This is a genomic window from Nocardia nova (assembly GCF_002933465.1).
GTDB lineage: Bacteria > Actinomycetota > Actinomycetes > Mycobacteriales > Mycobacteriaceae > Nocardia > Nocardia nova_B.
Map to the genome: position 1 here is coordinate 59,495 of NZ_PSZE01000023.1, position 20,793 is coordinate 80,287.

The following is a 20,793-nucleotide window of genomic DNA, read 5'->3' on the forward strand; positions in this document are numbered from 1 at the left end:
GGGCGGATCGGCTTGCGTTGCGGCCGATAACCATGTTCGCTTGCAACTATCTGTTGTCGGGAGTTGAGGAGGACACCACCGTGGTCGCCGCGGCGGACGCGCAGAACTACGCTCAGAAGCTTGGCATTGCCCACGGCATGGCGGTTCAGGAGTTGGGCTGGGACGAGGACACCGCAGACGAGTTGAGGGCGTCTGTCGAGGACGCGATCGGCTCCGAGCTACTCGACGAGGACACCGACGAGGTGATCGACGTCGTACTGCTGTGGTGGCGCGACGGAGACGGGGACCTGGTCGACGAGCTGATGGATGCCATCGGTCCGCTCGCCGAGGACGGTGTCGTGTGGGTGCTCACCCCCAAGACCGGTCAGCCCGGCCATGTCGATCCCAGCGAGATCGCCGAGTCCGCCCCCACCGCGGGGTTGACGTCGACCACACCGGTCAGCCTCGGCACCTGGACCGGCACCAAGCTGATGCAGCCCAAGACGCCCTCGAAGCAGCGCTGATCCACCGCGTGACTATTGTTTCGCACGGGCGGCCGCCGAGTACCGGAACAGCCCGCCGTCGAAGACAGGAGGACTGCGCATGCCGCTCGAAGTAGGAACGGCCGCACCGGATTTCACGCTGAAGGATCAGAACAACCAGGATGTGAGCCTCGCCGATTACCGAGGCCACAAGAATGTCCTGATCGTCTTCTATCCGCTGGCTTTCACCGGCATCTGCCAGGGTGAGCTGTGCAAGGTGCGCGACGAACTGCCGAAGTTCCAGAACGACAACGCCGAGATCCTCGCCATCTCCGTCGGGCCCCCGCCCACCCACAAGATCTGGGCGGCCGAGCAGGGCTACACCTTCCCGCTGCTGTCGGATTTCTGGCCGCACGGCGCCGTCACCCAGGCCTACGGTGTCTTCAACGACAAAACCGGCTTCCCCAACCGCGGCACCTTCGTCGTGGACAAGGACGGAATCATCCGTTTCGCCGAAATGAACGGCCCCGGAGAGCCCCGTGACCAGGCGGCTTGGGAGAAAGCGCTCACTGCACTAGATTCATGAACCGCCGCGCACGGTCCCGGACATCCGGCCCCGCGCAGCACACCATCTTCACCGCCGCCCGGCCGGTGAAGTCCGGGCGTATAGCTCAGTGGTAGAGCACTGGTTTTACACACCAGCGGTCGGGGGTTCGAACCCCTCTGCGCCCACCCAGAGAGAGACTTATCGGAACCGGCGGACGCTGGTTCGTTTCAGGGTATCGCCGTCCGCATCGCGCGCAAAGGCATCGAATCCTCGCAGCGCCTCGGCCGCCACCGCTGGGTCATCGAACGCACCATCTCCTTGCTCACCGGCTACCACCGGCTCAACATCCGCTACGACCGCAAAGCCACACACTTCCTCACGTTCCTCACCCTCGTCTCGGCGCTGACCTGCAACAAGAAGCTGACCAAATACGCCGCATGAGACATGGCCCAAGGCTCGGCGGAGATAGTCTGGTTGGTGTACTGCGATGGGTGAAACGCGAGTAGTCGATGGCCGAGGTCGATCCACACATAACGCAGCGTGATGTCTGCTCAGATGGCGTCGCGGCGTTGCGGGCTGTGGGGTTCGAGGATGCCGAGGAGATAGGTCGGGGCGGTTTCGGTGTTGTGTATCGCTGCGTCCAGCCCGCGCTGGATCGGACGGTGGCGGTCAAGGTCCTTACCGGCGAGCTGGACGAGAACCGTGAGCGGTTCTTTCGCGAGCAGCGCGCAATGGGCCGCCTCACCGGGCACCCGAACATCGTTAGTGTGCTGCAGGTCGGCGAAACCGAGACCGGCCAACCTTACCTGGTGATGCAGTTCCACCCGCGGGGGTCGCTGGATGCGTGGATTCACCTCCATGGCCCCCTCGCGATGGAGCACGTGCTGGGGTTGGGGGTGAGAATGGCGGGTGCGTTGGAGACGGCGCATCGTTTCGGAGTGCTGCACCGCGATGTGAAGCCGGCGAATATTTTGCTGACCGACTACGGCCAGTTCGCTTTGACGGACTTCGGAATCGCCCACATTGCAGGTGGTTTCGAGACGGCGACAGGCACTGTCACCGGGTCACCGGCTTTTACCGCGCCCGAGGTGCTGGGCGGAGAAACGCCGAGCGCTGCGTCGGACGTCTACGCGCTGGGTGCCACATTGTTTTGTGCGCTAACTGGGCGCGCGGCGTTCGAGCGTCGCCGTGGCGAGCAGGTGGTGGCGCAGTTCCTGCGGATCACCACACAGCCCGTACCGGACCTGCGCGAAAGTGGCGTCCCCGCCGATGTTTGTGCCGCGATCGAGGTGGCGATGTCTCGCGACCCGCACGACCGCCCCTCCGCGGTGGCCTTGGGCGAACAACTGCAGCGAGTCCAACTAGCCCACGGTTTCGAAGTCGAGCAGATGGCGCTGCGCGACCAACCACTTGCGGACGAGGCGGCCGACGACAAGCCCATGCCCTCGGTTCGCGGCGGCGACCTTGCGCGGCTCGCGGAATCGGCGAGCCGGGAGTTGGGAAATCTGCCACTGGATTTGAACAGCTTCGTCGGTCGGCGCGCCCTGCTGTCGCAGGTGAAGACTCTGCTGTCGGAGTGCCGCCTGGTGACGCTGACCGGCATGGGCGGGGTTGGCAAGACCAGGCTCGCGCTGCGAGCTGCTCGCAGGATCCGGCAGGGCTTTTCCGGCGGAGCATGGCTGGTCGAGTTGGGTGAACTGCGCGAGGACGCGTCGCTTGTCGATGTTGTGGGCGCCGCCGTCGGTCTGCGGAGCCCGGTCGGCAGACCCATGCTCGAGTTGCTGGTGGAATTCTGCTCCACGCGTGCGCCGTTGCTGGTGCTGGACAACTGCGAGCAGGTGATCGATGCCGTCGCGGAGCTGGCCGAGTCGTTGTTGCAAGCCTGCCCGCAGGTGCGGATTCTGGCTACTAGCCGCGAGGCTCTCGGCATCGACGGGGAAGCGGTGTTGCCGGTGCCTCCGCTGGCGTTTCCGGACCCGACTGGTGAGCCCTCGCTGCGGGCCATAACGCATCATGATGCGGTGGTGCTTTTCGCAGAACGGGCGGTCGCGGTGGTGCCGGGCTTCGAGCTGACCAAGGACAACACGCTCGGCGTGGCCCGGATCTGCGCCAGGCTGGACGGGTTGCCGTTGGCGATCGAACTGGCTGCCGCGCGACTGCGCACCATGTCCATAGAGCAAATTCTGCAGCGGCTGACCGACCGGTATGCCCTGTTGACCCGTGGCAGTCGCCGTGCGCCGACACGGCAGCAGACGCTGCGATGGTGCATCGGCTGGAGTTACGACCTATGCAAATCTGCCGAACAGCGGTTGTGGAGGCAGCTGTCGGTGTTCGCCGGAAGTTTTGAACTCGACGCCGCCGAGGCTGTGTGCGACGCCGACTTGGCCGAATCCGACTTTCTCGACTCTTTGTCCGCGCTGGTGGACAAGTCGATCTTGATCCGCGAAGAAGCAGACGGCGCAGTGCGTTTCCGGATGCTGGAGACGGTGCAAGAATACGGCAGGGACAAGATCGAGGAGGCAGGCGAGCAGAATGACCTGCGCCGTCGCCATCGGGACTGGTATGAGCGATGGGTGCGCGACACGAGGGCCGAGTGGATCAGCCCCCGTCAGCTCGACCACGTAGCTCGGCTCGAGACAGAGCTGCCGAATCTGCGTAAGGCGATGGAGTTCAGCCTGGCCGAGGCCGGCGAGCACGCGTTGCGGATAGCGGCCGGCCTGTTCCCGTTCTGGCTCCTGCGCGGGCGGCTGAGCGAGGGCCGCCGCTGGTGCGACAGCGCGCTGGCCCGTTCCTCCGGCGCACCGACCGCGGACCGAGCCGATGTGCTCTTGCCTGCCAGCATGCTAGCCGCGCTTCAAGGTGACCTATCGGTAGCGGCCAGCCGCGTCGCGGAGCTCAACACCGTGGCGGAGCACACGGCGGCGACTCGTCCTCTGGCCATCTACGCTGACGGGTTCGTCGCCCTTCTGGGCGGAGATCCCGCTCGCGCACGCACCCGCCTGGACGAAGCCCTCGATCTCTCCGGTGCAAGCACTGATTTGTTCTTGCAGTTGGCGATGCTGGTTGATCTGGGATGGGCGCACGAACTTCGTGGTGATACCGCGTCGGCCCTCACTTGCTATGAGCGGGTGCTGACTACCGCTGAATCCCACGGAGAATCGGTGTTTCGGGAGTATGCCCTGTGGGGCACCGGACTTGCCGTATGGAGGAACGGACAGCGGGAGCGAGCTGCGCAGATGCTGCGAGCGGGACTTCGCTCGACCCTATCTACGGGTGATTCACTGACGGCCGCGGCGTGTTTGGAGATCCTGGCCTGGATCGCAGGCGAGCAGCACGAGGCCCGACGCGCGGCCGTGCTCATGGGCGCGGCCGATACGCTGGGCCATCTCGCGGGCAGCTCCGCGGTGCTGTTCCCCCACTTGCTCGTCCACCATGAGGAATGTGAGCAGCGGGTCCGCGAAGCGCTCGGGTCTCGAGCATTCGGGGCGGCCCACCGGGAAGGCACGGCCATGAGCTTCCGTGCCGCGGTCGGCTTCGCGCTGGGAGAGGGATCTCGAGCTGTCGCGACGGGTATCCAGCCCTCGACGAACCTGACAAAGCGTGAGCGCCAGATCGCCGATCTGGTCGCCGAGGGTTTGACCGACAAGGCAATCGCTGCCCGGCTGGTGATCTCTCTGCGTACCGCGCAGGGACACGTGGGACACATCCTGGCCAAACTGGGGTTCACATCGCGTGCACAGATCGCGACCTGGGTCGTCGAGCAGGCGGCCGCCCGGCGCAGCATGTCTGCGCAGTAGCTCATCTGATCGGTCAGAGGCAGATCTCGGATAGTCCAAAAGGCAGTCACAGTGCACTCCGCACCGGGTTCAGGTGCGAAGACACTGGAACGTCAGTGTACGATCGCCCAGCTTCTTGTATAGGTCGAACGGAAACTGGGCCGACGCGGCGCGTTGCTCGGCTCAGTGACGCGCGAGCGCGTGGTCCAGCCGCGCTTGAAAGGTGTCTTTGTCGATCCCGAATCGCGTGAAGATTTCCTCCTCCGGTGGGCCGGCGAAAGGCAGCCACACCTCTGCGAGGCGAATCATCTCGTCGATCTCGCTGTAGGTGTAAGGCGGTGGCGCATGGGGGGTGCGCCTCGGCAGATCGCGGGTTTGCCGGTACCTCCGGATGCGCTCGGCAAGGATCGCTCGGGAATGTGGTGTCGGCGTGGAACGCATCGTCTCGGTAACTTTCATGGGCTCGACCGCCCTTCTGCTGGGGAAGGTCTCGGACGTCTAGTTCTATGGTAAAACCATTTTATGGTCTGTCCGCGCGGTGCGCAGTGGACCGGCGGCCGTCGCGTGCCGGCGGTCCACTGCGCAGAACTCACCGCACGTCGAGGTAGATACTCTTGACATTTTGATAACCGGCCAGGCCCTCAGGCCCCAGCTCCCGGCCCATACCGCTGTTCTTGATTCCGCCGAACGGCGCCGTCGGATCATTTGCATAGCCGTTGATCCCGACGGTTCCCGATGCGATGCGATGGGCGAAACGGGCGCCGCGCTCCGGGTCGGCCGTCCACACGGTCCCTCCGAGTCCGTACTCGGAGGCGTTGGCAATCGCAACGGCCTCGTCCTCGTCGGCATAGGGGATGACCGACAGGACCGGCCCGAAGATTTCCTCTCGTGCGATCGTGTGTCCGGGCTGCACGTCGGCGAAGATGGTCGGCTCGACGAACCAGCCGCGCTCGGCCGCCCGGCCACCGCCGGTGGTGATGCGACCGCCATCGCTGCGTCCGGCCGCAATATAGCCCTCGACGCGGTCGCGCTGACGAGCCGAGACCAGCGGGCCCATCTGGGTTGCGGCCGCGAGCGGATCGCCGACAACGATGTTCTTGGCGAGATCGGTCACCGTGTCGACGACGTCGTTGTAGCGCGCGGCCGGTGCCAGGACCCGCGTGCTCAGCCAGCAGATCTGCCCGTTGTTCAGCATCGTCGCGCCGAAGAAAGACTCGATGTTGTCGGCCAGATTCGCGTCGTCGAGCACGACCGCGGCCGATTTGCCGCCCAGTTCGAGGGTTACCGGTCGCAGCAGTTCACCGCAGGTACGAGCGATCGCGCGCCCCGCGCCGGTCGATCCGGTGAACGAGACCTTGTCCACGCCGGGGTGGCTCACCAGATAGGAACCGATTTCCCGGCCGCCGGGCACCACATTGAGTACGCCTGCGGGCAGCCCGGCGGCGAGAGCGGCCTCGGCCATCAGGAAGGCGTCGAGGACGGTCTCGGGTGCGGGTTTGAGGACGACGGTGCAGCCGGCGGCAAGCGCGGGGGCGATCTTCAGAAAGGTGATGGCCTGCGGCACATTCCACGGCACGATCGCACCGACGACGCCGATGGGGGAACGGGTCACCGCCGTGGATCCGCCGAGCATGCCGGGCCGGATCTCGTCCTCCTGCTCAGCAACCATCGTGCCGTAATACTGGAGAAGCAGTGCGGGAAAGCCACTTTCGAACTGTCGCGCCAGGCTGATCGGCATACCGTTCTGGCTGCTCACTCGCGAGGCGGTCTCCTCGCCGCGCTCCGCCAGCTTTTCCGCGAACTCCGCGAGTACTTCCGCGCGGCGCTTGCCGTCCCAGCGGGCCCATCCGGCCGGATCGTCGAAAGCGGCTCGGGCCGCGGCGACCGCCGCGTCGATGTCGGCCTCGCTGCCGTCGGGCACGGAGCCGATGCGCTCCTCGGTGGCCGGGGAGATGACCGGAATGATCGAATTCGTGGCCGGCGCGACCCAGCGCCCGTCGACGTAGAGGTCGGTGTAATCGATTGTCATGATCGTGCTTTCTGCTTCGGGTGGCTCATTCGTGGACGAGAACCGGCTTGAGGACCTCGCCGCGATGCTGGGCCGCGACGGCGTCGTTGATCTTGGTGAACGGGAAGGTGGTCACCAGCTTGTCGATCGGGAAGCGGCCGGCCCGGAACAGCTCGATCAGTTCGGGGATGAACTCGTCCGGAACGCTGTCGCCTTCGATGATTCCGACGACGGTGAGGCCCAGCACCAGCGTTTCCATCACCGAAAGCGGGAGTGCCGCTTCGGGATTCGCCGGCACACCGATCAGGCCGAGCTTGCCGTGGAAGGTCATCGACTTCACCAGGCCGTCGATCACCGCCGGCACGCCAGAGGTGTCGATGGCATAGTCGACGCCCTCGCCGACGATGGCGCGGACCTGCTCGGCGACCGGCCCCGCCGCGGGATCGATGGCGTGGGTCGCGCCCAGCTCCAGCGCGAGATCGCGACGCGACGCATGAGGCTCGACGACGATGATCGTCGCGCACTCGCGCACGACGGCGGCCATGACCGCGGCCAGGCCGACCGATCCGGCGCCCGCGACCAGTAGCGACGATCCCGCGCGACATGCGAGCGAACGCATGACAGCGCCGGCCCCGGTCTGGATTCCGCACCCGATCGGCGCGATGATTTCGGCAGGAAGGTCAGCGGGCGCCTTCACGACATTGCGTTCCAGGGCCAGACTGTAGGTGGCGAAGGAGGACTGCCCGAAGAACAGTCCGGTGATCGTCTCGTCTCCCTCCGACAACGGACCGGTGCCGTCGGCGCGCACTCCGTCGTAATTGAGATGCATGAAGTTGTGGCAATACGAGGGTGAATCGGCTCGGCACGCGGGACAGGATCCGCAACTGGCGAAGGTGATTCCGACTCGGTCACCGGGTGCCACCTTGGTGACGCCTTCGCCGACGGCCTCCACGATGCCGCACCCTTCGTGTCCGAAGACGGCGGGAAGGCCGACGGGCAGGGCGCCGTCGCGAGCAGCCAGGTCCGTGTGGCAGATTCCGACAGCCTCGATCTTCACCAGCACCTCACCGGGTTTGGGTCCATCGATGGTGACGGTCTCGAGGGAGAATTCGCTGTGTGGGGCACGAGCGACCGCGGCCAATGTTTCCATGATCAGTTCCTTCGTCTTTCGGTGCGGGCGCCGGCGGCGACCGGTGTGGGAGCTGCGCCCGTGGCGGCATCGCGCAAAGAGATGCTGGGATCGGCCAAAGCACTTCGGTTCAAGGGAGCGCCGGTGCCGATGAACTTCTTTCCCGCCATGAAATCGGCCGGCGCATTGATGGTTTCGACGCAGCGCGCGCTGCCGTCGGCGTCCAGATGGAACAACGCCCAGGATCCGGTCGAGGGGTCTCCGCGTAGGACGGCTTCGGTGCCGGGGGTGAGGACTCCCGCCATCTTCATCTTCAGGTCGAACTGGTCCGACCAGAACCAGGGCACCTCGTGCGGCGGGACCGGCGCGCCGGTGATGACCGCGGCGGCTTGTCTGGCCTGCTCGGTCGCACTGGGAATACTCTCCAGTCGCACCAGCGCGCCCAATCCCTCGTGCAGGCGATGGGTGACATCGCCGATGGCGAGGATGGCATGATCGCTGGTTCGGGAGGCCGTGTCGACGACGACTCCCGCCATGCACTCCACGCCGGCACTGCGGGCCAGGCTGTCCTCGGGGGCGGCGCCGATCCCGACAACCACTGCGTCGCAGTCGATTTCGGTGCCGTCGCCGAGTCGAATGGCGCGGACTCTTCCGTTGTGTCCGAGGATTTCGCCGACGTCGGCGCCGGTGATGATCCGGGTACCTCGCGCGCGATGGCTGTCGGTGAGAATGCGCGACAATTCGGGGCTGGCCACGCGCGCGAGCACCCGGTCCTCACGTTCGATGACGGTCACCTCGCAGCCGCGTGCCCGGGCGGCGGCGGCGACCTCCAGCCCGACGTAGCCGGCGCCGACGATCGCCATGCGTGCACCGGCGAGGACAGCGGTCCGGAGTTCGGTGGCATCGGCGAGGGTCCGTAACGCAAGCACGCCGCTCAGATCGGCTCCGGGGACAGGCAGCGCGCGGGGGCTGGCGCCGGTCGCCAGAACCAGCGTGTCGTAGCGGACCGTGTGGCCGGAACGCGTGGTGACCGATTTGTCTACGCGGTCGAGGCCGACCACCGGATCGCCGAGGCGAAGTTCGATGTCGTTGTCGGCGTAGAAGGATTCAGGCCGCAACCACTGGACGTAGTCCTCGCCGTCGTACTTCTTCGACAGTGGTGGCCGATGATAGGGCGGAACCGGCTCGGCCCCGTACATCAGCACGCGACCGGTGAATTTCTGCTGCCGGAGCAGGCCGGCGAGCATGCCGCCGGCCTGTCCCGCGCCGACGATCACCACAGTGTGTGCCGGACGTTCAGTGTTCACCACTGCTACCTGTCGAACTCGATCGCCACGGGCATGTTCTTGAGCCCGCCGACGAAATTGGTCTGAATGAACCGCGTGTCATCGGTCGGAGTGATCGACTTCACGTGCGGCAGCAGTTCTTCGAACATCACGCGCAGCTCGAGCTTGGCCAGGTGCTGTCCGATGCACATGTGCGGGCCGTAGCCGAAGGCGATGTGCTTGTTGGGGCGGCGGGTGAGGTCGAAGCGGTCGGGATTCGGGTTGGCGTCCGCGTCGCGGTTGCCGGACTGGTACAGCAGCATGAATCGGTCACCGGCGTGGATGTCACGCCCGCGCAGCGTGTAATCCTGCGTCGCCATCCGCATGAAGTGTTTCACGGGGGAGGCCCACCGCAGCGATTCGTTGACCAAATGCGGGACCAGCGACAGGTCGTTGCGGACGAGTTCGAGTTGGTCGGGGTTGCGGCCGAGTTCGAGCATGCCGCCGGCCAGGGTGCTGGAGGTGGTGTCGTGGCCTGCGGTCGCGATGGCGATGAAATAGCTGTAGTAGACCTCGTTCTTGTAGTACTCGCCATTGGCGTCACGGGCGGAGGCGATCACCGTTGCCAGATCGTCGCGCGGGTTTGCGCGCCGATCCTGTAGCAGCGCTTCGAAATACGCGAAGAAGTCCTGAATAGTGGCCACCCACTGCCGGGCCGCGGCATCGGGGGTGAGTGGTTCGACGTCGTCGCGGGCAGCGTCCGGATCAGCGGTGCCGAAGAACTCCTGCGTCAGCGACATCATCTTGGGCTCATCGGATTCCGGTACACCGAACAAACTCATGATCACGTGCAGCGGGTACTGCAGGGCGAAATCCTTGACGAAGTCGATCCGGCCGTCGGTCTCGAGCAGTCGCGCAACCGAAGACTTGGCCAGGTCCCGGATCGCAGATTCCCATTTCGCCAGGTTCTGCGGCCGGAACCAGTCCAGCGCAATATCTTTGATCTCGGTGTGCTCCGGCGGATCGAGGTAGGTAAGGGTTTCCAGAATCCGCAGGCTGCCGTTGTTGATGCTCTTGGTGAACTCGTCACCGGCCTGATTGGCCAGGATCGGATTGACCGAACCCTTGTCCTCGCCACCTGCGCTGGTGAAGATGTCGGGTTGGCGTTCGATCTCCATGATGTCGGCGTGCTTGCTGACCAGCCACAGCGGGTCGTAGCCCTCGACGACCGCGCGGCCGAGCGGGTTGTTCTCGCGCAACCAGTGGTAGGCGTCGAACAGTGCGTCATTGTCACGGTGGCCCTCGGGAAGCACGATCTGCCGGGCGACGGTGTCCGGGATCAACTCGGTGGCCTGCTCCGTGGTGCTCATTGTTTCTCCTCGCTCGATCGGGAAGTGGTACCCAGCGTGGCAGCGAGGTGGGTGAGTCACATCACACCGACGGCGGAACGGTGTCGGCAGAAAGGGGGATTTGCGGCCTGCAGATCACCCCGATGGCTGGTGGTAATCGGCCGTCGTGGGGATGTCGCGATAACCCGGCGCTTCGCAAACTGGGGTCAGTCAGCATTCATCTGCTCGAGGAGGACCCGATGCCCACCGTTGTCTATCAATTGCCCGACGGCTCGGCCAGTTCGGTCGATGTACCCGCAGGTCAGACAGTGATGGATGGATCCGTTCGAAACAACCTGCCGGGTATCGTCGCCGAATGCGGCGGTAGCTGTTCCTGCGCGACCTGCCACGTGTACATCGAGGGGGACTCCGCTGAGGCGTTCGACGAACCGTCGATGGAGGAACAGGATCTGCTCGAGTTCCTCGATGGCGCTCGGCCCTGCTCGCGGCTGGCCTGTCAGCTGGTGCTGAACGCGAATATGGGGACGATCACCGTGACGGTGGCTCAATCGGACGGCGTGTGAGGGCTGCTGCGGAATGGCGGGCGATCAATTCACTGCGATTGGTCGCCCCCAGCTTTCGTAGAATGCGCTTGACATGTGATTTCACCGTATCCACGGTGATTACCAACTCGGTGGCGATAGCGGTGTTCGACGCGCCCCGGACGATCAGCCGCAGGACTTCGCTCTCTCGTTCGGTCAGCGGTTCCGTCCACGACGGCGCCGGCGGGGAGGGGAGCGTCTCCGGCTCCGCAGTGGCGGTCTCGGCGTGGTTTTCGCGGGCCATTCCACTGGCCCGTAAGAGATTCAGCTGCTGGGTTCTGCGGGCGGACAATCCGAGCCGCCGTAGGCAGCTGCCCGCGACCTGGAGCAGCAGCGCCGTCGAATCATGCTGTGCCGCAGCGAGTCTGCCCGCGACGTGGAGGATCAGTGTGGGTGTGTCGTCGACGGTCACCACCATGACCGTGCAGCCTGAGGGAAACAGGTCGCGTAGTTCGGCTGCCGGCTGATCGGTGGCAAGCGCCGCGCCCGTTTCGAGGACGCGCGCCTCGACTGATTCCGGAAGCAGGCGATAGGCCGCGGGTGTCGTAGCCCCGCCGAGGGATTCGACGGTCGCGACCGGGACCGCTCGATCGTTTTCGACCGTGGCGGCCAGAACGCGTTCGGCGGAGCAGATGTCGGCCAGCGCGCGGCAGGTTCGTCGCAGCAGGTCGGTGCCGGACGTGGCGGTCATGAGCTCCGCGACGGCGTGATCGAGGCTTTGCGCGGTGCGACGAAGGCGATCGATCTCGTCGTCTCGCCGCGCTTGTTCTCGGTCGAGGAGGTCGGCGAGTTGTCGTCCCAGGTCGGTCAACCGTGAACCGGAGGCCTCGCGCATGGCGGCGATAATCGTGTCCGCCGCCACCTCCTCGTTCTCGCCCTGGGAAGGGCTCATGCCGATAGTTCCTGCAGCGAGCGGTGCCCGGCGTAGAGGGCGGCGGCCTCGGCCCTGGTGCCGACTCCGATCTTCTTGAATATGCGCTGGACGTGAGATTTGACGGTTCCGTCGGAAATACACAGTCGCCGCGATATGGCGGCATTGGTGGCGCCGGTGGCGATCAGAGCCAGGACGTCACACTCGCGCGCGGTGAGTATTGCCGTGTAATCGGTTGTGTGCGAGGCATATACGGTGACTTCCCGAGTATCGTCAGGATGCTGCACATCATCGAACGTGACGCCGGTGTCTTCCAGCTCGCGCAATGCACGGCGTAGTCTGTCCAACTCGGCCGTCGTCCGCCGGTTCTGCTCACTGATCGCCGCGCGAAGCTGCGCTGATTCCATCGACAACGCGCAGGCCTGCGCGAGGGTGGTGATCAGATGGAAGTCCGCCTCGGTGAGGTCATTGTCGTGCCGGTCGACGTGGACGATCGCCACCGCGCGTTCCGCCACGACGATGGGGACCGCGAGATATCCGGCCGGGCGGCTCAAGTCCAGCAGCGGACGGTAGGTGTGCCGGTTCACCTCGCACGGTCCCACCGCATAGGAGCGGCGCCGGCGAACCAGTTCCGCCTCGCGCGGCGCGTCGCGCAGGGGAATCGAACGTCCGTCCACGGCCGCGACCAAGGGAGCGAAATCGCCCTGTAGTTCCGGATTGACCGAAACCGTTACCGGCGCCCACGACGATCCCGAAACCACCGAGTACATGGCCTTGCCATAGGCCAGTGACGTGCACAGCTCGCGGGTCAGGACGCCGGACATCGCCGCGCCGCGAGCGTTCTCGATCGCTTGCATCACGCGCGTCAAACCGCCGAACTGTTTGCTGTGCACGCGGACTCGGCGTGCGACATCGGCTCGGATGGCCTTGTCGACCGTCGCGAGAACGGTCGCGACTTCGACTGTCACCTCGACCGACGGCAACCCCGTGCGCAGCGCACGGGTGGCATAGTCGCGCACCAGCGAGAGGCTCGGATTGAACTCCTGCAGCTGCAGCAGTTCGGGCTCCGGCCCGATCGCGTCGAGCAGCTGCGCGAACGCACGTTCGGCGACATGAGAGCCGCTTTCGCGGTGAGTCTGCGTCGTTGCCGACTGCACAGCACTGTCCTCCTTGCGCATGTGATCACCGACGTTCGGCATTGTTCGTCGACGACGGCGCCGTGTGATCCAAGGCACACAATACCAGGTATATGGTATGTCCAAAAAGGGATCCAGGGGCGGATCGTCGACCGCCGGAGTCGGCGCCGGGTGTGGTCCGGCGGCTGATTGACCCTTTGGCTTCTTTGGTCGTACCATATAACAATTTCTGTCGATGTTGGAGGTAGGCGACGTGGCTGGTGTGTGGTTCGACGAGTTGTCGATAGGGCAGAGGTTCGAGCATCCGATCCGTCGAACGGTGACCGAGACGGACAACGTGCTGTTCACCGCGATGACCCATAATCCGGCGTTGCTGCACCTGGATGAGGAATACATGAAGGGCACGCAGTTCGGTCGGCGAATTGTGAACAGCGCCTTCACTTTGGGGCTGATGGTAGGGATCTCGGTGGGGGATACCACCCTGGGAACCGCGGTGGCGAACCTCGGCTGGGACGAGGTCCGATTTCCCGCACCGGTATTCCACGGCGACACCCTGCATGTCGTGACCGAAGTGCTCGAGTTGCGTGACTCGAAATCGAGGCCGGACCAGGGCATCGTCGTATTCCTGCATCAAGCCTTCAATCAACACGACGAGCTGGTCGCCTCCTGCAAGCGCTCGGGACTCCAGCGGAAGAAGCCGCAATGACCGCTCCGCTCCGCTCGTTCCTCTTCGTTCCCGGCGACAGTGAGAAGAAGATCGGAAAGATCGCCGGCTCGCCGGCGGATGCGATCATTCTGGATCTCGAAGACGCCGTGAGCGCCGGCCGTAAACCGGTGGCTCGGCAGCTCGTATCGGAGTTCGTCGCGGCCGAATCGAATGCGAGCGGTTCGCAGCTTTGGGTCCGGATGAATCCGATCGACAGTGAGTACGGACTCCTGGATCTGGCGGCCGTCGTCGGTTCGCGACCCGCCGGAATCATGATCCCGAAGATCGACGGCCCGGCAGACGTGTTGCGTGTGCACCACTACCTCGAGGCGCTGGAATCCGCACACGGGCTGCCGGTGGGTGACATCCGCCTGCTGCCCGTCGCCACCGAAACCGCCCGTGCGCCGTTCCGGCTGGGTGAATTCGCCGATGCCGGGATAGCCCGCCTGTACGGACTCACCTGGGGTGCGGAGGATCTGAGTGCGGCGCTGGGTGCCTCGACCAATCTGGGCCCGACCGGCGAGTGGGCGACGACTTACCAGATCGTGCGATCGCTGGCGCTCATGGGAGCGCGGGCCGCCGATGTCGAGGCGGTCGAGACGCTGCATGTGGATATCCGGGACGACGAAGGCCTCGCGGAATCGTCTCGTCGTGCCCGTGCCGAGGGGTTCAGCGGCCGGATCGCCATCCACCCGGGCCAGGTCGAAGCGATCAATGCTGCCTTCACTCCGACATCCGACGAGGTGGAGTATGCCCACCGCGTCGTGGACGCCTTCTCGGCCGACGTGGGGACTGTGGCGTTGGATGGAAAGATGCTGGATCTTCCACACCTGAGGCAGGCTGAGCGGGTCCTCGCCCTGGTCGGTCACCTCCGAAGCTCGTGACTGGGCCCTGATGTGTGCCGGTCGCCGGAATCCCAGGATTCCGGCGACCGGCGACGGTCGTGTGTCCGCGCTCGGCCGCTGTGCCGTGCGGGTCGCTGGTGGCGGCAGGAGGTGAGGTGTGGCCGGTGTCATTCCTGCTCCTCGGGGGTGGGTAAGGCCCCGGCGGCGGATCTTTTGGTCATTCCAAATAATAAAAGCAGGCTGAGCTGCTCATATATCCGGCTGGACGCGTCGCGAGCATGCCGGGCCACTTGTGCTATTCGGTCCAACCATTCTAATCTTTGGACGAAGTGTGTGGAACACCGATAGAGGATGGGCACCAATGACCAGCGAGCGGAATCTCGGCAGATACACTCCGGAACAGATCGAGGAGTTCTATGCGAGTGGGCAGTGGGCCGACGTGAACTTCACCGAATTGCTGCGTGAGCGAGCAGAAACCTATCCCGACAAGGTGTTCGTGACCGACGGTGTGTACGCGCTGACCTTCGCCGAGCTCTACACCACCTCGCAGCGGCTCGCCCTTGGTCTGCACCGGCGTGGCTTGCGGGCCGGTGACCGGGTCGCCGTCCAGCTGCCCAACTGGGCCGCTTTCGTGGTGGTCGCGGCGGCGATAGCACGTCTCGGTGCGGTAATGGTGCCCGTCATGCCGATCTATCGGAAGGACGAGGTATCGCACGTGGTGTCGGACGCTTCGATCCGGATCGCGTTCGCGCCGTTCGAGTTCAAAGGCTTCGACTACTTGTCGATGTTCGAGGAGATTCGGGAAGGTTCGGACACCCTCGAGACGGTCGTCGCGGTTCGCGCACCGGAGGATGTCCGTGAATCGCTGAGCGGCCGCGGGGTCGCGGTCTTCGATGATCTGATCGTCGGTGACGCCGATTCCCAGCAGATCGATGCGGAACTCGACGTCCGCGTGCACCCGGACGACCCGTTCGTCATCGTCTACACCTCCGGCACCACCTCGCGCCCGAAGGGATGCGTGCACACGTTCAACACCTATGCCTCCGGCGCGCGTGCGCTGACGGTGGCGTTCGGGCATACCGAGAACGACGTCCAGTTCGGTCCGTCGCCGATCACCCACACGACCGGTCTTGTGACAAGTGTGCTGATTCCGCTGATCGCCGGTGCGGCGACGCACATGATGGCCGAGTGGAATCCGGTTCGAGGACTGGCCGAGATCGAAAAGTTCGGGTGCACCGCCGCCGTCACCGCGACCACCTTCCTGCAGACTCTCATCGCAGCCGCCGAAGAACATCCCGGGGCGAATCTGTCTTCGCTGCGGGTATGGACCTGCGCCGGTGCGCCGATTCCGGCGGCGGTGGTCGAGCACGCCAAGGCCGAGTTGCCGACGACGAACGTGTTGTCGCTGTACGGGCGCAGCGAGAATCTCACCACGACTACGTGCCGCATCAGCGGAGATCCGCTGCGTGCCATCACATCCGACGGCGCAGCTCTGCCCGGTGCCGAAGTGAGAATTGTCGATCCGGAGGGGAACGAGGTTCCTCGCGGGGTCGAAGGCGATATCGCTTATCGCGGCCCGTCGCACATGATCGAATATCTGAATCGTCCGGAAGATACCGCCGAACTGTTCACCGCGGACGGGTTCTCGCGGTCGGGGGACCTGGGAGTGATGGACGAGCAGGGGTTCGTCCGGGTGACCGGCCGCACCAAGGACATCGTGATTCGTGGCGGTATGAACATCAGTGTCCGCGAGGTCGAGGACAAACTGGCCGATCACCCGGACCTACTCGCGCTCGCGGTCGTGGGTATGCCCGACGAGAGGCTCGGCGAGAAGGTGTGCTGCTATGTGGTGGTCAAGGAAGGCCACCCGGCTCCGACGGTCGAGCAACTGCGTACCTATCTCACCGATCGTGGCGTTGCCATTCAGAAGACGCCCGAGCGCGTCATCGCGGTCGACGAGTTGCCGATGACCGCGACGGGAAAGATCCAGAAGCACATTTTGCGGATGAGAATCGCCGCGGAGCTGAATCAACCGACGGTGGCGGGTGCCCGTTGAGTTCGGGCTCGGCCCCGGGGTTCCCTCCGGAATTCCTGATCAGCGGAGCCGAGGCACTGGTCCGGGTCAAGCCGGTCACGCTGTCGCCGGAACGCGCGGAACTGGCGGTCGAATCCGGACCCTGGCTCGCGGATCCGATCGTGGGGTTCAGCCGCGGCGCGCTGGCGGTGCCGCTCGACGATGTCACCGGCTATGTCGTCGCGGCGGGGTCGCGACGGGACCGGTGGCCGGTCAGCTTGGGGATCCGCCTCGACTTTCTCGCAGACCCGCCGGTGGACGGCTCACTGCTGACGGTCACCGGCGAACTGTTGGCTCGTGACGAGCAGGGTGGCGCGACCCGCGGTGTGATATCCGATGCGGATGGAACGGTCATCGGGTTGGTCACTCAGCGATCGCATCTGGTGCAGGTCGACGGGCCGCCCACAGCCCCGGCCATCACTTTTGACATACCTGCTGACGACGTCCCCATCCGGGAGGCGTTGGGCATTCGTGAGCGCGCCCGTGGAGTTGTCGATCTGCCCGCTACGGCGTGGGCAGCCAACGGCATGGGCAGTGTGCACGGCGGAATCCTCATCTGTGCATCGGAGTTCGCCGCCATGTCGGCGCTCGACGCGTCCGGCGACCTCCGTAGTGCGAGTATCGATATCGCGTTCGTTCGTCCCGGCAACGCAGCTGAGGTCACGACATTCCGTGCCGACGTGATCCACCGCGGTCGGTCACTCGCCGTGGTTCGGGTGGCTGCCGAGAACTCGTCGGGCAAAGCGTGTGCGGTCGTGACCGTGATCGTGCAACGGGTGAGCTCATGAGGGCGGTCGTGATGTCGGACTATGGTGGTCCGGAACAGTTGGTCGTGCGCGAGGTCGACGAGCCGATCGCCCGTCATGGCTGGGTGACGGTCGAATTGCGGGCCAGCGCGTTGAACTGGCACGACGTGCTGGTGCGTCGCGGCCGGTACCGATCGCCACTGCCGCACACCCCCGGCGCGGACGGGGCCGGCGTGCGCACGGATACCGGTGACGAGGTGGTGATTCTGCCGTCGCTGTTCTGGGGCGATCGTCAGGACGCGCCCGCGCCGGAGTTCGAGATTCTGGGCGACCGTGTGCCGGGGACCTATGCCGAACGGGTCAGTGTGCCCGAGGAATGCCTGGCGCCCAAGCCGGTGGGCTTCTCATGGGAAGAGGCGGCGGCATTACCGCTCGTGGGTGTCACGTCCTATCGTGCGCTGGTGTCGCGGGCGGGGCTGGGAGCGGGCGAATCGCTGCTCATCATCGGCGCCGGAGGCGGCGTGTCCACCATGGCATTGTCGCTGGCGACAGCGCTGGGCGCGCAGGCTTTCGTCACCGCGTCCTCGGAGGCGAAGCTGGCCAGGGCCCGTAACAGCGGTGCGGCCGGTGGCGTGCTGCATTCTGCCGGGAACTGGCCGGCTCGGGCGAAGGCGCTGTCCCCGAACGGAAACGGGTTCGACGTGATCGTCGATCCGGTCGGTCTGTGGGACCGGTCGGCGGAGGCACTGAGGCCGGGCGGCCGGTTGGTTGTCCTCGGCGCCAATGTCGCCGAACACGTGAGCATGGACGTGCGGAAATTCTTCTTCGGCCAGTACAGCTTGCTGGGCACGACGATGGGCGGCCCGAACGATTTTCGCGGATTGATGAATCTGGTCTCGACCGGTGCGGTCACCGGGCCGACCATCGCCGAGACCTACGCACTCGATGACGCCGCGCAGGCACACCGGCGTCTGGAGGCGGGCGACGCCTTCGGCAAGATCGTCCTCGTTCCCTAGCCCTGCGCCTGCGAATCCGCTCTGTGCCTGCGAGTTCGTCCGGGCCGGCTCGGCCGCGAGGCTCCGGACTTGCCGCAATGGATGCGGCAGTCCGGAGCCTGGGCGAAGCCGGCACTGCGGCGAGCGGACCGCGCACGCACACTTCTACTGCGACATCGAAATTCGCACCTGCGCGACGCCGGATATCACCACTCGACCGGCGGATTTCGCTTCCAATGACAGTGCCGCGGTGCCGGTCGCCGAATCCACCGATTCGACTCGGCCGCCGAGTTCGAGTGTCTCCCCGATGCGCAGTGGCGAGGCGAATCGCACCGAGTACGACATCAGATTTTCCACATGTACGAGGTCGGCCACCCAGGCGGCGAGCATGCCCGCCTGCATCTGGCCCATCGAGATGACACCGGGCAGTCCGGCTCGGATCGCGTAGTCGGGGTCGTGGTGCAGCGGGTTGAAATCTCCACCCGCGCCGGCGAATCGGACGATGTCGGTCTGGGTGATCGGCCCGATGTGCCGGGGTGCGAGTTGCTGGCCCGAGGTGAGGGTGACCGGGGTTCGGGTCATCGTGCGTCCCTTTCGATCAGAACTTCGCGTTGGGTGACGACTGTGCCGCCCGAACTGTCGGCCCACACGGTTTCGAGGGTGACCAATCGCATCGTCCCGCCGCGTTTGCCCTCTTTCACGGTGTCGTCGACGACGCGCCGCGTTCCGGTGAGGCTGTCGCCGGTGACGGGCAGGCGAGTGTAGTGCCACTCGACCGAGCCCACGACCACGCGCTCGATGGCGAGGCCGAGCGCGCGCACGAACTCTTGCTGATTCCGGTGATGGCCGGCGACGACCACATGGGTCGGGGTCGCCGGCAGATTCGGGAATCCTGCGGCGGCCGCAGCCGCCCGGTCGGTATAAACCGGGTCGAGCGCATGTGTCGCGATAGCGAATTCCCTGATCTTGCCTGCCTCTACCTCGAACGACACGACGTCGAGGACGGTGCCGGCCGGTAGTTCCCGAGCCGAGGGGCTCGTCATGGGTACCTCCCTGGATTTTTTGGTCTGACCTATTGTAACGTTGGTCCGTAAACACGTGGAGGTTCAGATGGATCTGAGCGATTCGCCGGACGAGGCGCGATTCCGAACGCGCATTCGTGACTGGCTGACCGAGACACTGCCGGGTCTGCCGTGGCCGGAACCGGCACGACTGGAGGACAAGCGCGCCTTCTGGTCGGTCTGGCAGCGCAAGCTGTTCGAGGCCGGCCTCGCCGGCTTGTCATGGCCTGCCGAATTCGGTGGCGCGGGCGCCGATGCCAAGATCAAAGCCATTTTCAACGAGGAGATGGATCGTGCGGGTGCGCCGGAGCGGCTGAACATCATCGGGGATGATTTCGCCGGCCCGACCATCGTGGCCTACGGCAACGACGAGCAGAAGCAGCGGTATCTGGAGCCGATCCTGAAGGGGGAGGAGATCTGGTGCCAGCTGTTCTCTGAGCCCGAATCCGGATCCGACCTCGCGTCGCTGCGTACCAAGGCGACCAAGGTCGACGGCGGCTGGCGAATCCAGGGCCAGAAGATCTGGACCTCCCGCGCGCAGATCGCCGACAACGCGATCCTGCTGGCGCGCACCGGCGGCGGTGATCGGCACAAGGGCATCACCTACTTCCTGCTGCCGATGTCGTCGCAGGGTGTGACGGTGCGCCCGCTGGCGCACATGCTCGGCGAGGCCGAGTTCAACGAGGTGTTCCTCGACGATGTCTTTCTGCCTGACAGCGCCGTGGTGGGCGAGGTCGACGGCGGCTGGAAGGTCGCGATGGGCACGCTGGCATTCGAGCGCGTCGGTATCGCGACCGGCCGGGTGAACACCACCGGTGCGGTCAGAGATCTCATCGAACAGGTCAAGCGCAAGACCGACGATGAGGGCAACCCGTTGAGCGGCAAGCCCGAAATCCGCGACCGTATCGCCGATCTCTACGGCCGCGCCCTCACGCACTACCTCATCGGGCAACGGGTCATCACCGGTGCCGCGTCCGGGCAACCACCGGGCCCGGTCACCTCGATCGGCAAGTTGTATTTCTGCCCGCTGGTCGAAGACATTGCGGACTTCGGCCTCGAAATGACCGAATTCGGGGGGCAATTCGGTCTGGCCGAGGATGGCGAGAGCGCGGACGCGGATCAGCAGCGCTGGTTGCGGCTCGCCTACCAGGCGCGCGGCACGGCCATTGCCGGCGGATCGACCTTCATCCAACGCAACATCGCTGCCGAGCGCGTGCTCGGAATGCCCCGCGGTTGAGAAAGG

General features: G+C 65.3%; 20 protein-coding genes and 1 tRNA gene. 12 read left to right on the forward strand and 9 right to left on the reverse strand.

Translation table 11 applies throughout. The features are described 5' to 3' along the window. The first annotated feature begins 80 nt into the window (after positions 1–80). The 5 genes from C5E41_RS24015 to C5E41_RS24030 all read left to right on the forward strand — a co-directional run bounded on the left by C5E41_RS24015 (position 81) and on the right by C5E41_RS24030 (position 4,805). Positions 81–503, forward strand: coding sequence for a DUF3052 domain-containing protein (locus C5E41_RS24015; protein WP_030518770.1), 423 nt, complete (start codon positions 81–83; stop codon positions 501–503). A gap of 79 nt (positions 504–582) precedes the next feature. Continuing rightward, entirely contained in the window at positions 583–1,047 is a 465-nt protein-coding gene (locus C5E41_RS24020; RefSeq protein ID WP_062999484.1) for a peroxiredoxin, read from the forward strand. A 74-nt stretch (positions 1,048–1,121) separates the two neighbouring features. Further along, positions 1,122–1,193: transfer RNA gene (locus C5E41_RS24025), tRNA-Val, on the forward strand. A gap of 133 nt (positions 1,194–1,326) precedes the next feature. Further along, positions 1,327–1,449 carry a hypothetical protein gene (locus C5E41_RS35325; protein WP_258081214.1) on the forward strand — a complete coding sequence of 41 codons (123 nt, stop codon included), beginning with the start codon at positions 1,327–1,329 and terminating at the stop codon, positions 1,447–1,449. Between the two features lie 68 nt (positions 1,450–1,517). Further along, positions 1,518–4,805 carry a protein kinase domain-containing protein gene (locus tag C5E41_RS24030; RefSeq protein ID WP_104378018.1) on the forward strand — a complete coding sequence of 1,096 codons (3,288 nt, stop codon included), beginning with the start codon at positions 1,518–1,520 and terminating at the stop codon, positions 4,803–4,805. A 162-nt stretch (positions 4,806–4,967) separates the two neighbouring features. On the opposite strand, the gene C5E41_RS34555 is transcribed toward C5E41_RS24030, so the two are convergent. The 5 genes from C5E41_RS34555 to C5E41_RS24055 form a co-directional block, all read right to left on the reverse strand. Next, on the reverse strand, positions 4,968–5,225 hold the full coding sequence (locus C5E41_RS34555; protein WP_146097665.1) for a hypothetical protein: 258 nt from the start codon (positions 5,223–5,225) through the stop codon (positions 4,968–4,970). A gap of 148 nt (positions 5,226–5,373) precedes the next feature. Then, complete coding sequence (locus tag C5E41_RS24040) at positions 5,374–6,813, reverse strand: aldehyde dehydrogenase (protein ID WP_181063400.1); 1,440 nt, start codon at positions 6,811–6,813, stop codon at positions 5,374–5,376. A gap of 25 nt (positions 6,814–6,838) precedes the next feature. After that, on the reverse strand, positions 6,839–7,942 hold the full coding sequence (locus C5E41_RS24045; protein ID WP_104378021.1) for an NAD(P)-dependent alcohol dehydrogenase: 1,104 nt from the start codon (positions 7,940–7,942) through the stop codon (positions 6,839–6,841). A gap of 2 nt (positions 7,943–7,944) precedes the next feature. Beyond that, positions 7,945–9,228, reverse strand: a complete 1,284-nt coding sequence (locus tag C5E41_RS24050) for an NAD(P)/FAD-dependent oxidoreductase (protein ID WP_104378068.1) — start codon at positions 9,226–9,228, stop codon at positions 7,945–7,947. A 5-nt stretch (positions 9,229–9,233) separates the two neighbouring features. Further along, on the reverse strand, positions 9,234–10,556 hold the full coding sequence (locus C5E41_RS24055; RefSeq protein WP_104378022.1) for a cytochrome P450: 1,323 nt from the start codon (positions 10,554–10,556) through the stop codon (positions 9,234–9,236). Between the two features lie 218 nt (positions 10,557–10,774). Between C5E41_RS24055 and C5E41_RS24060 the strand changes: the two genes are divergently transcribed. Further along, the gene (locus tag C5E41_RS24060; RefSeq protein WP_104378023.1) at positions 10,775–11,098 is read left to right on the forward strand and encodes a 2Fe-2S iron-sulfur cluster-binding protein; all 324 of its coding nucleotides are present in this window, start codon (positions 10,775–10,777) and stop codon (positions 11,096–11,098) included. On the opposite strand, the gene C5E41_RS24065 is transcribed toward C5E41_RS24060, so the two are convergent. Then, positions 11,064–12,008 (reverse strand): helix-turn-helix transcriptional regulator, encoded by a 945-nt coding sequence (locus C5E41_RS24065; RefSeq protein ID WP_104378024.1) that lies wholly within the window; start codon positions 12,006–12,008, stop codon positions 11,064–11,066. The two genes, C5E41_RS24060 and C5E41_RS24065, sit on opposite strands and share 35 nt — an antisense overlap. Continuing rightward, on the reverse strand, positions 12,005–13,144 hold the full coding sequence (locus C5E41_RS24070; protein ID WP_258081215.1) for a helix-turn-helix transcriptional regulator: 1,140 nt from the start codon (positions 13,142–13,144) through the stop codon (positions 12,005–12,007). Before C5E41_RS24070 ends, C5E41_RS24065 begins: the two co-directional genes overlap by 4 nt. A gap of 232 nt (positions 13,145–13,376) precedes the next feature. Here C5E41_RS24070 and C5E41_RS24075 point away from each other — a divergent pair, with 232 nt between their 5' ends. The 5 genes from C5E41_RS24075 (at position 13,377) to C5E41_RS24095 (ending at position 18,510) form a co-directional block, all read left to right on the forward strand. After that, a complete protein-coding gene (locus C5E41_RS24075; protein WP_104378025.1) occupies positions 13,377–13,829 on the forward strand; it encodes a MaoC family dehydratase in 453 nt (150 codons plus the stop codon). After that, on the forward strand, positions 13,826–14,713 hold the full coding sequence (locus C5E41_RS24080) for an HpcH/HpaI aldolase/citrate lyase family protein (protein ID WP_104378026.1): 888 nt from the start codon (positions 13,826–13,828) through the stop codon (positions 14,711–14,713). The genes C5E41_RS24075 and C5E41_RS24080 overlap by 4 nt, the downstream gene beginning before the upstream one ends. A gap of 322 nt (positions 14,714–15,035) precedes the next feature. Continuing rightward, positions 15,036–16,730, forward strand: a complete 1,695-nt coding sequence (locus C5E41_RS24085) for an AMP-binding protein (protein WP_104378027.1) — start codon at positions 15,036–15,038, stop codon at positions 16,728–16,730. After that, the gene (locus tag C5E41_RS24090; RefSeq protein WP_104378028.1) at positions 16,727–17,536 is read left to right on the forward strand and encodes a PaaI family thioesterase; all 810 of its coding nucleotides are present in this window, start codon (positions 16,727–16,729) and stop codon (positions 17,534–17,536) included. Before C5E41_RS24085 ends, C5E41_RS24090 begins: the two co-directional genes overlap by 4 nt. Continuing rightward, the gene (locus tag C5E41_RS24095) at positions 17,533–18,510 is read left to right on the forward strand and encodes a quinone oxidoreductase family protein (protein ID WP_104378029.1); all 978 of its coding nucleotides are present in this window, start codon (positions 17,533–17,535) and stop codon (positions 18,508–18,510) included. The genes C5E41_RS24090 and C5E41_RS24095 overlap by 4 nt, the downstream gene beginning before the upstream one ends. 144 nt (positions 18,511–18,654) lie before the next feature. On the opposite strand, the gene C5E41_RS24100 is transcribed toward C5E41_RS24095, so the two are convergent. Then, positions 18,655–19,071 (reverse strand): MaoC/PaaZ C-terminal domain-containing protein, encoded by a 417-nt coding sequence (locus tag C5E41_RS24100; protein ID WP_104378030.1) that lies wholly within the window; start codon positions 19,069–19,071, stop codon positions 18,655–18,657. Further along, positions 19,068–19,532, reverse strand: a complete 465-nt coding sequence (locus tag C5E41_RS24105; RefSeq protein ID WP_104378031.1) for an FAS1-like dehydratase domain-containing protein — start codon at positions 19,530–19,532, stop codon at positions 19,068–19,070. The genes C5E41_RS24100 and C5E41_RS24105 overlap by 4 nt, the downstream gene beginning before the upstream one ends. Before the next feature lie 67 nt (positions 19,533–19,599). Here C5E41_RS24105 and C5E41_RS24110 point away from each other — a divergent pair, with 67 nt between their 5' ends. Further along, positions 19,600–20,787: an acyl-CoA dehydrogenase family protein gene (locus C5E41_RS24110; RefSeq protein WP_104378032.1), complete on the forward strand. Its 1,188-nt coding sequence runs from the start codon at positions 19,600–19,602 to the stop codon at positions 20,785–20,787. The last annotated feature ends 6 nt before the right edge of the window (positions 20,788–20,793 follow it).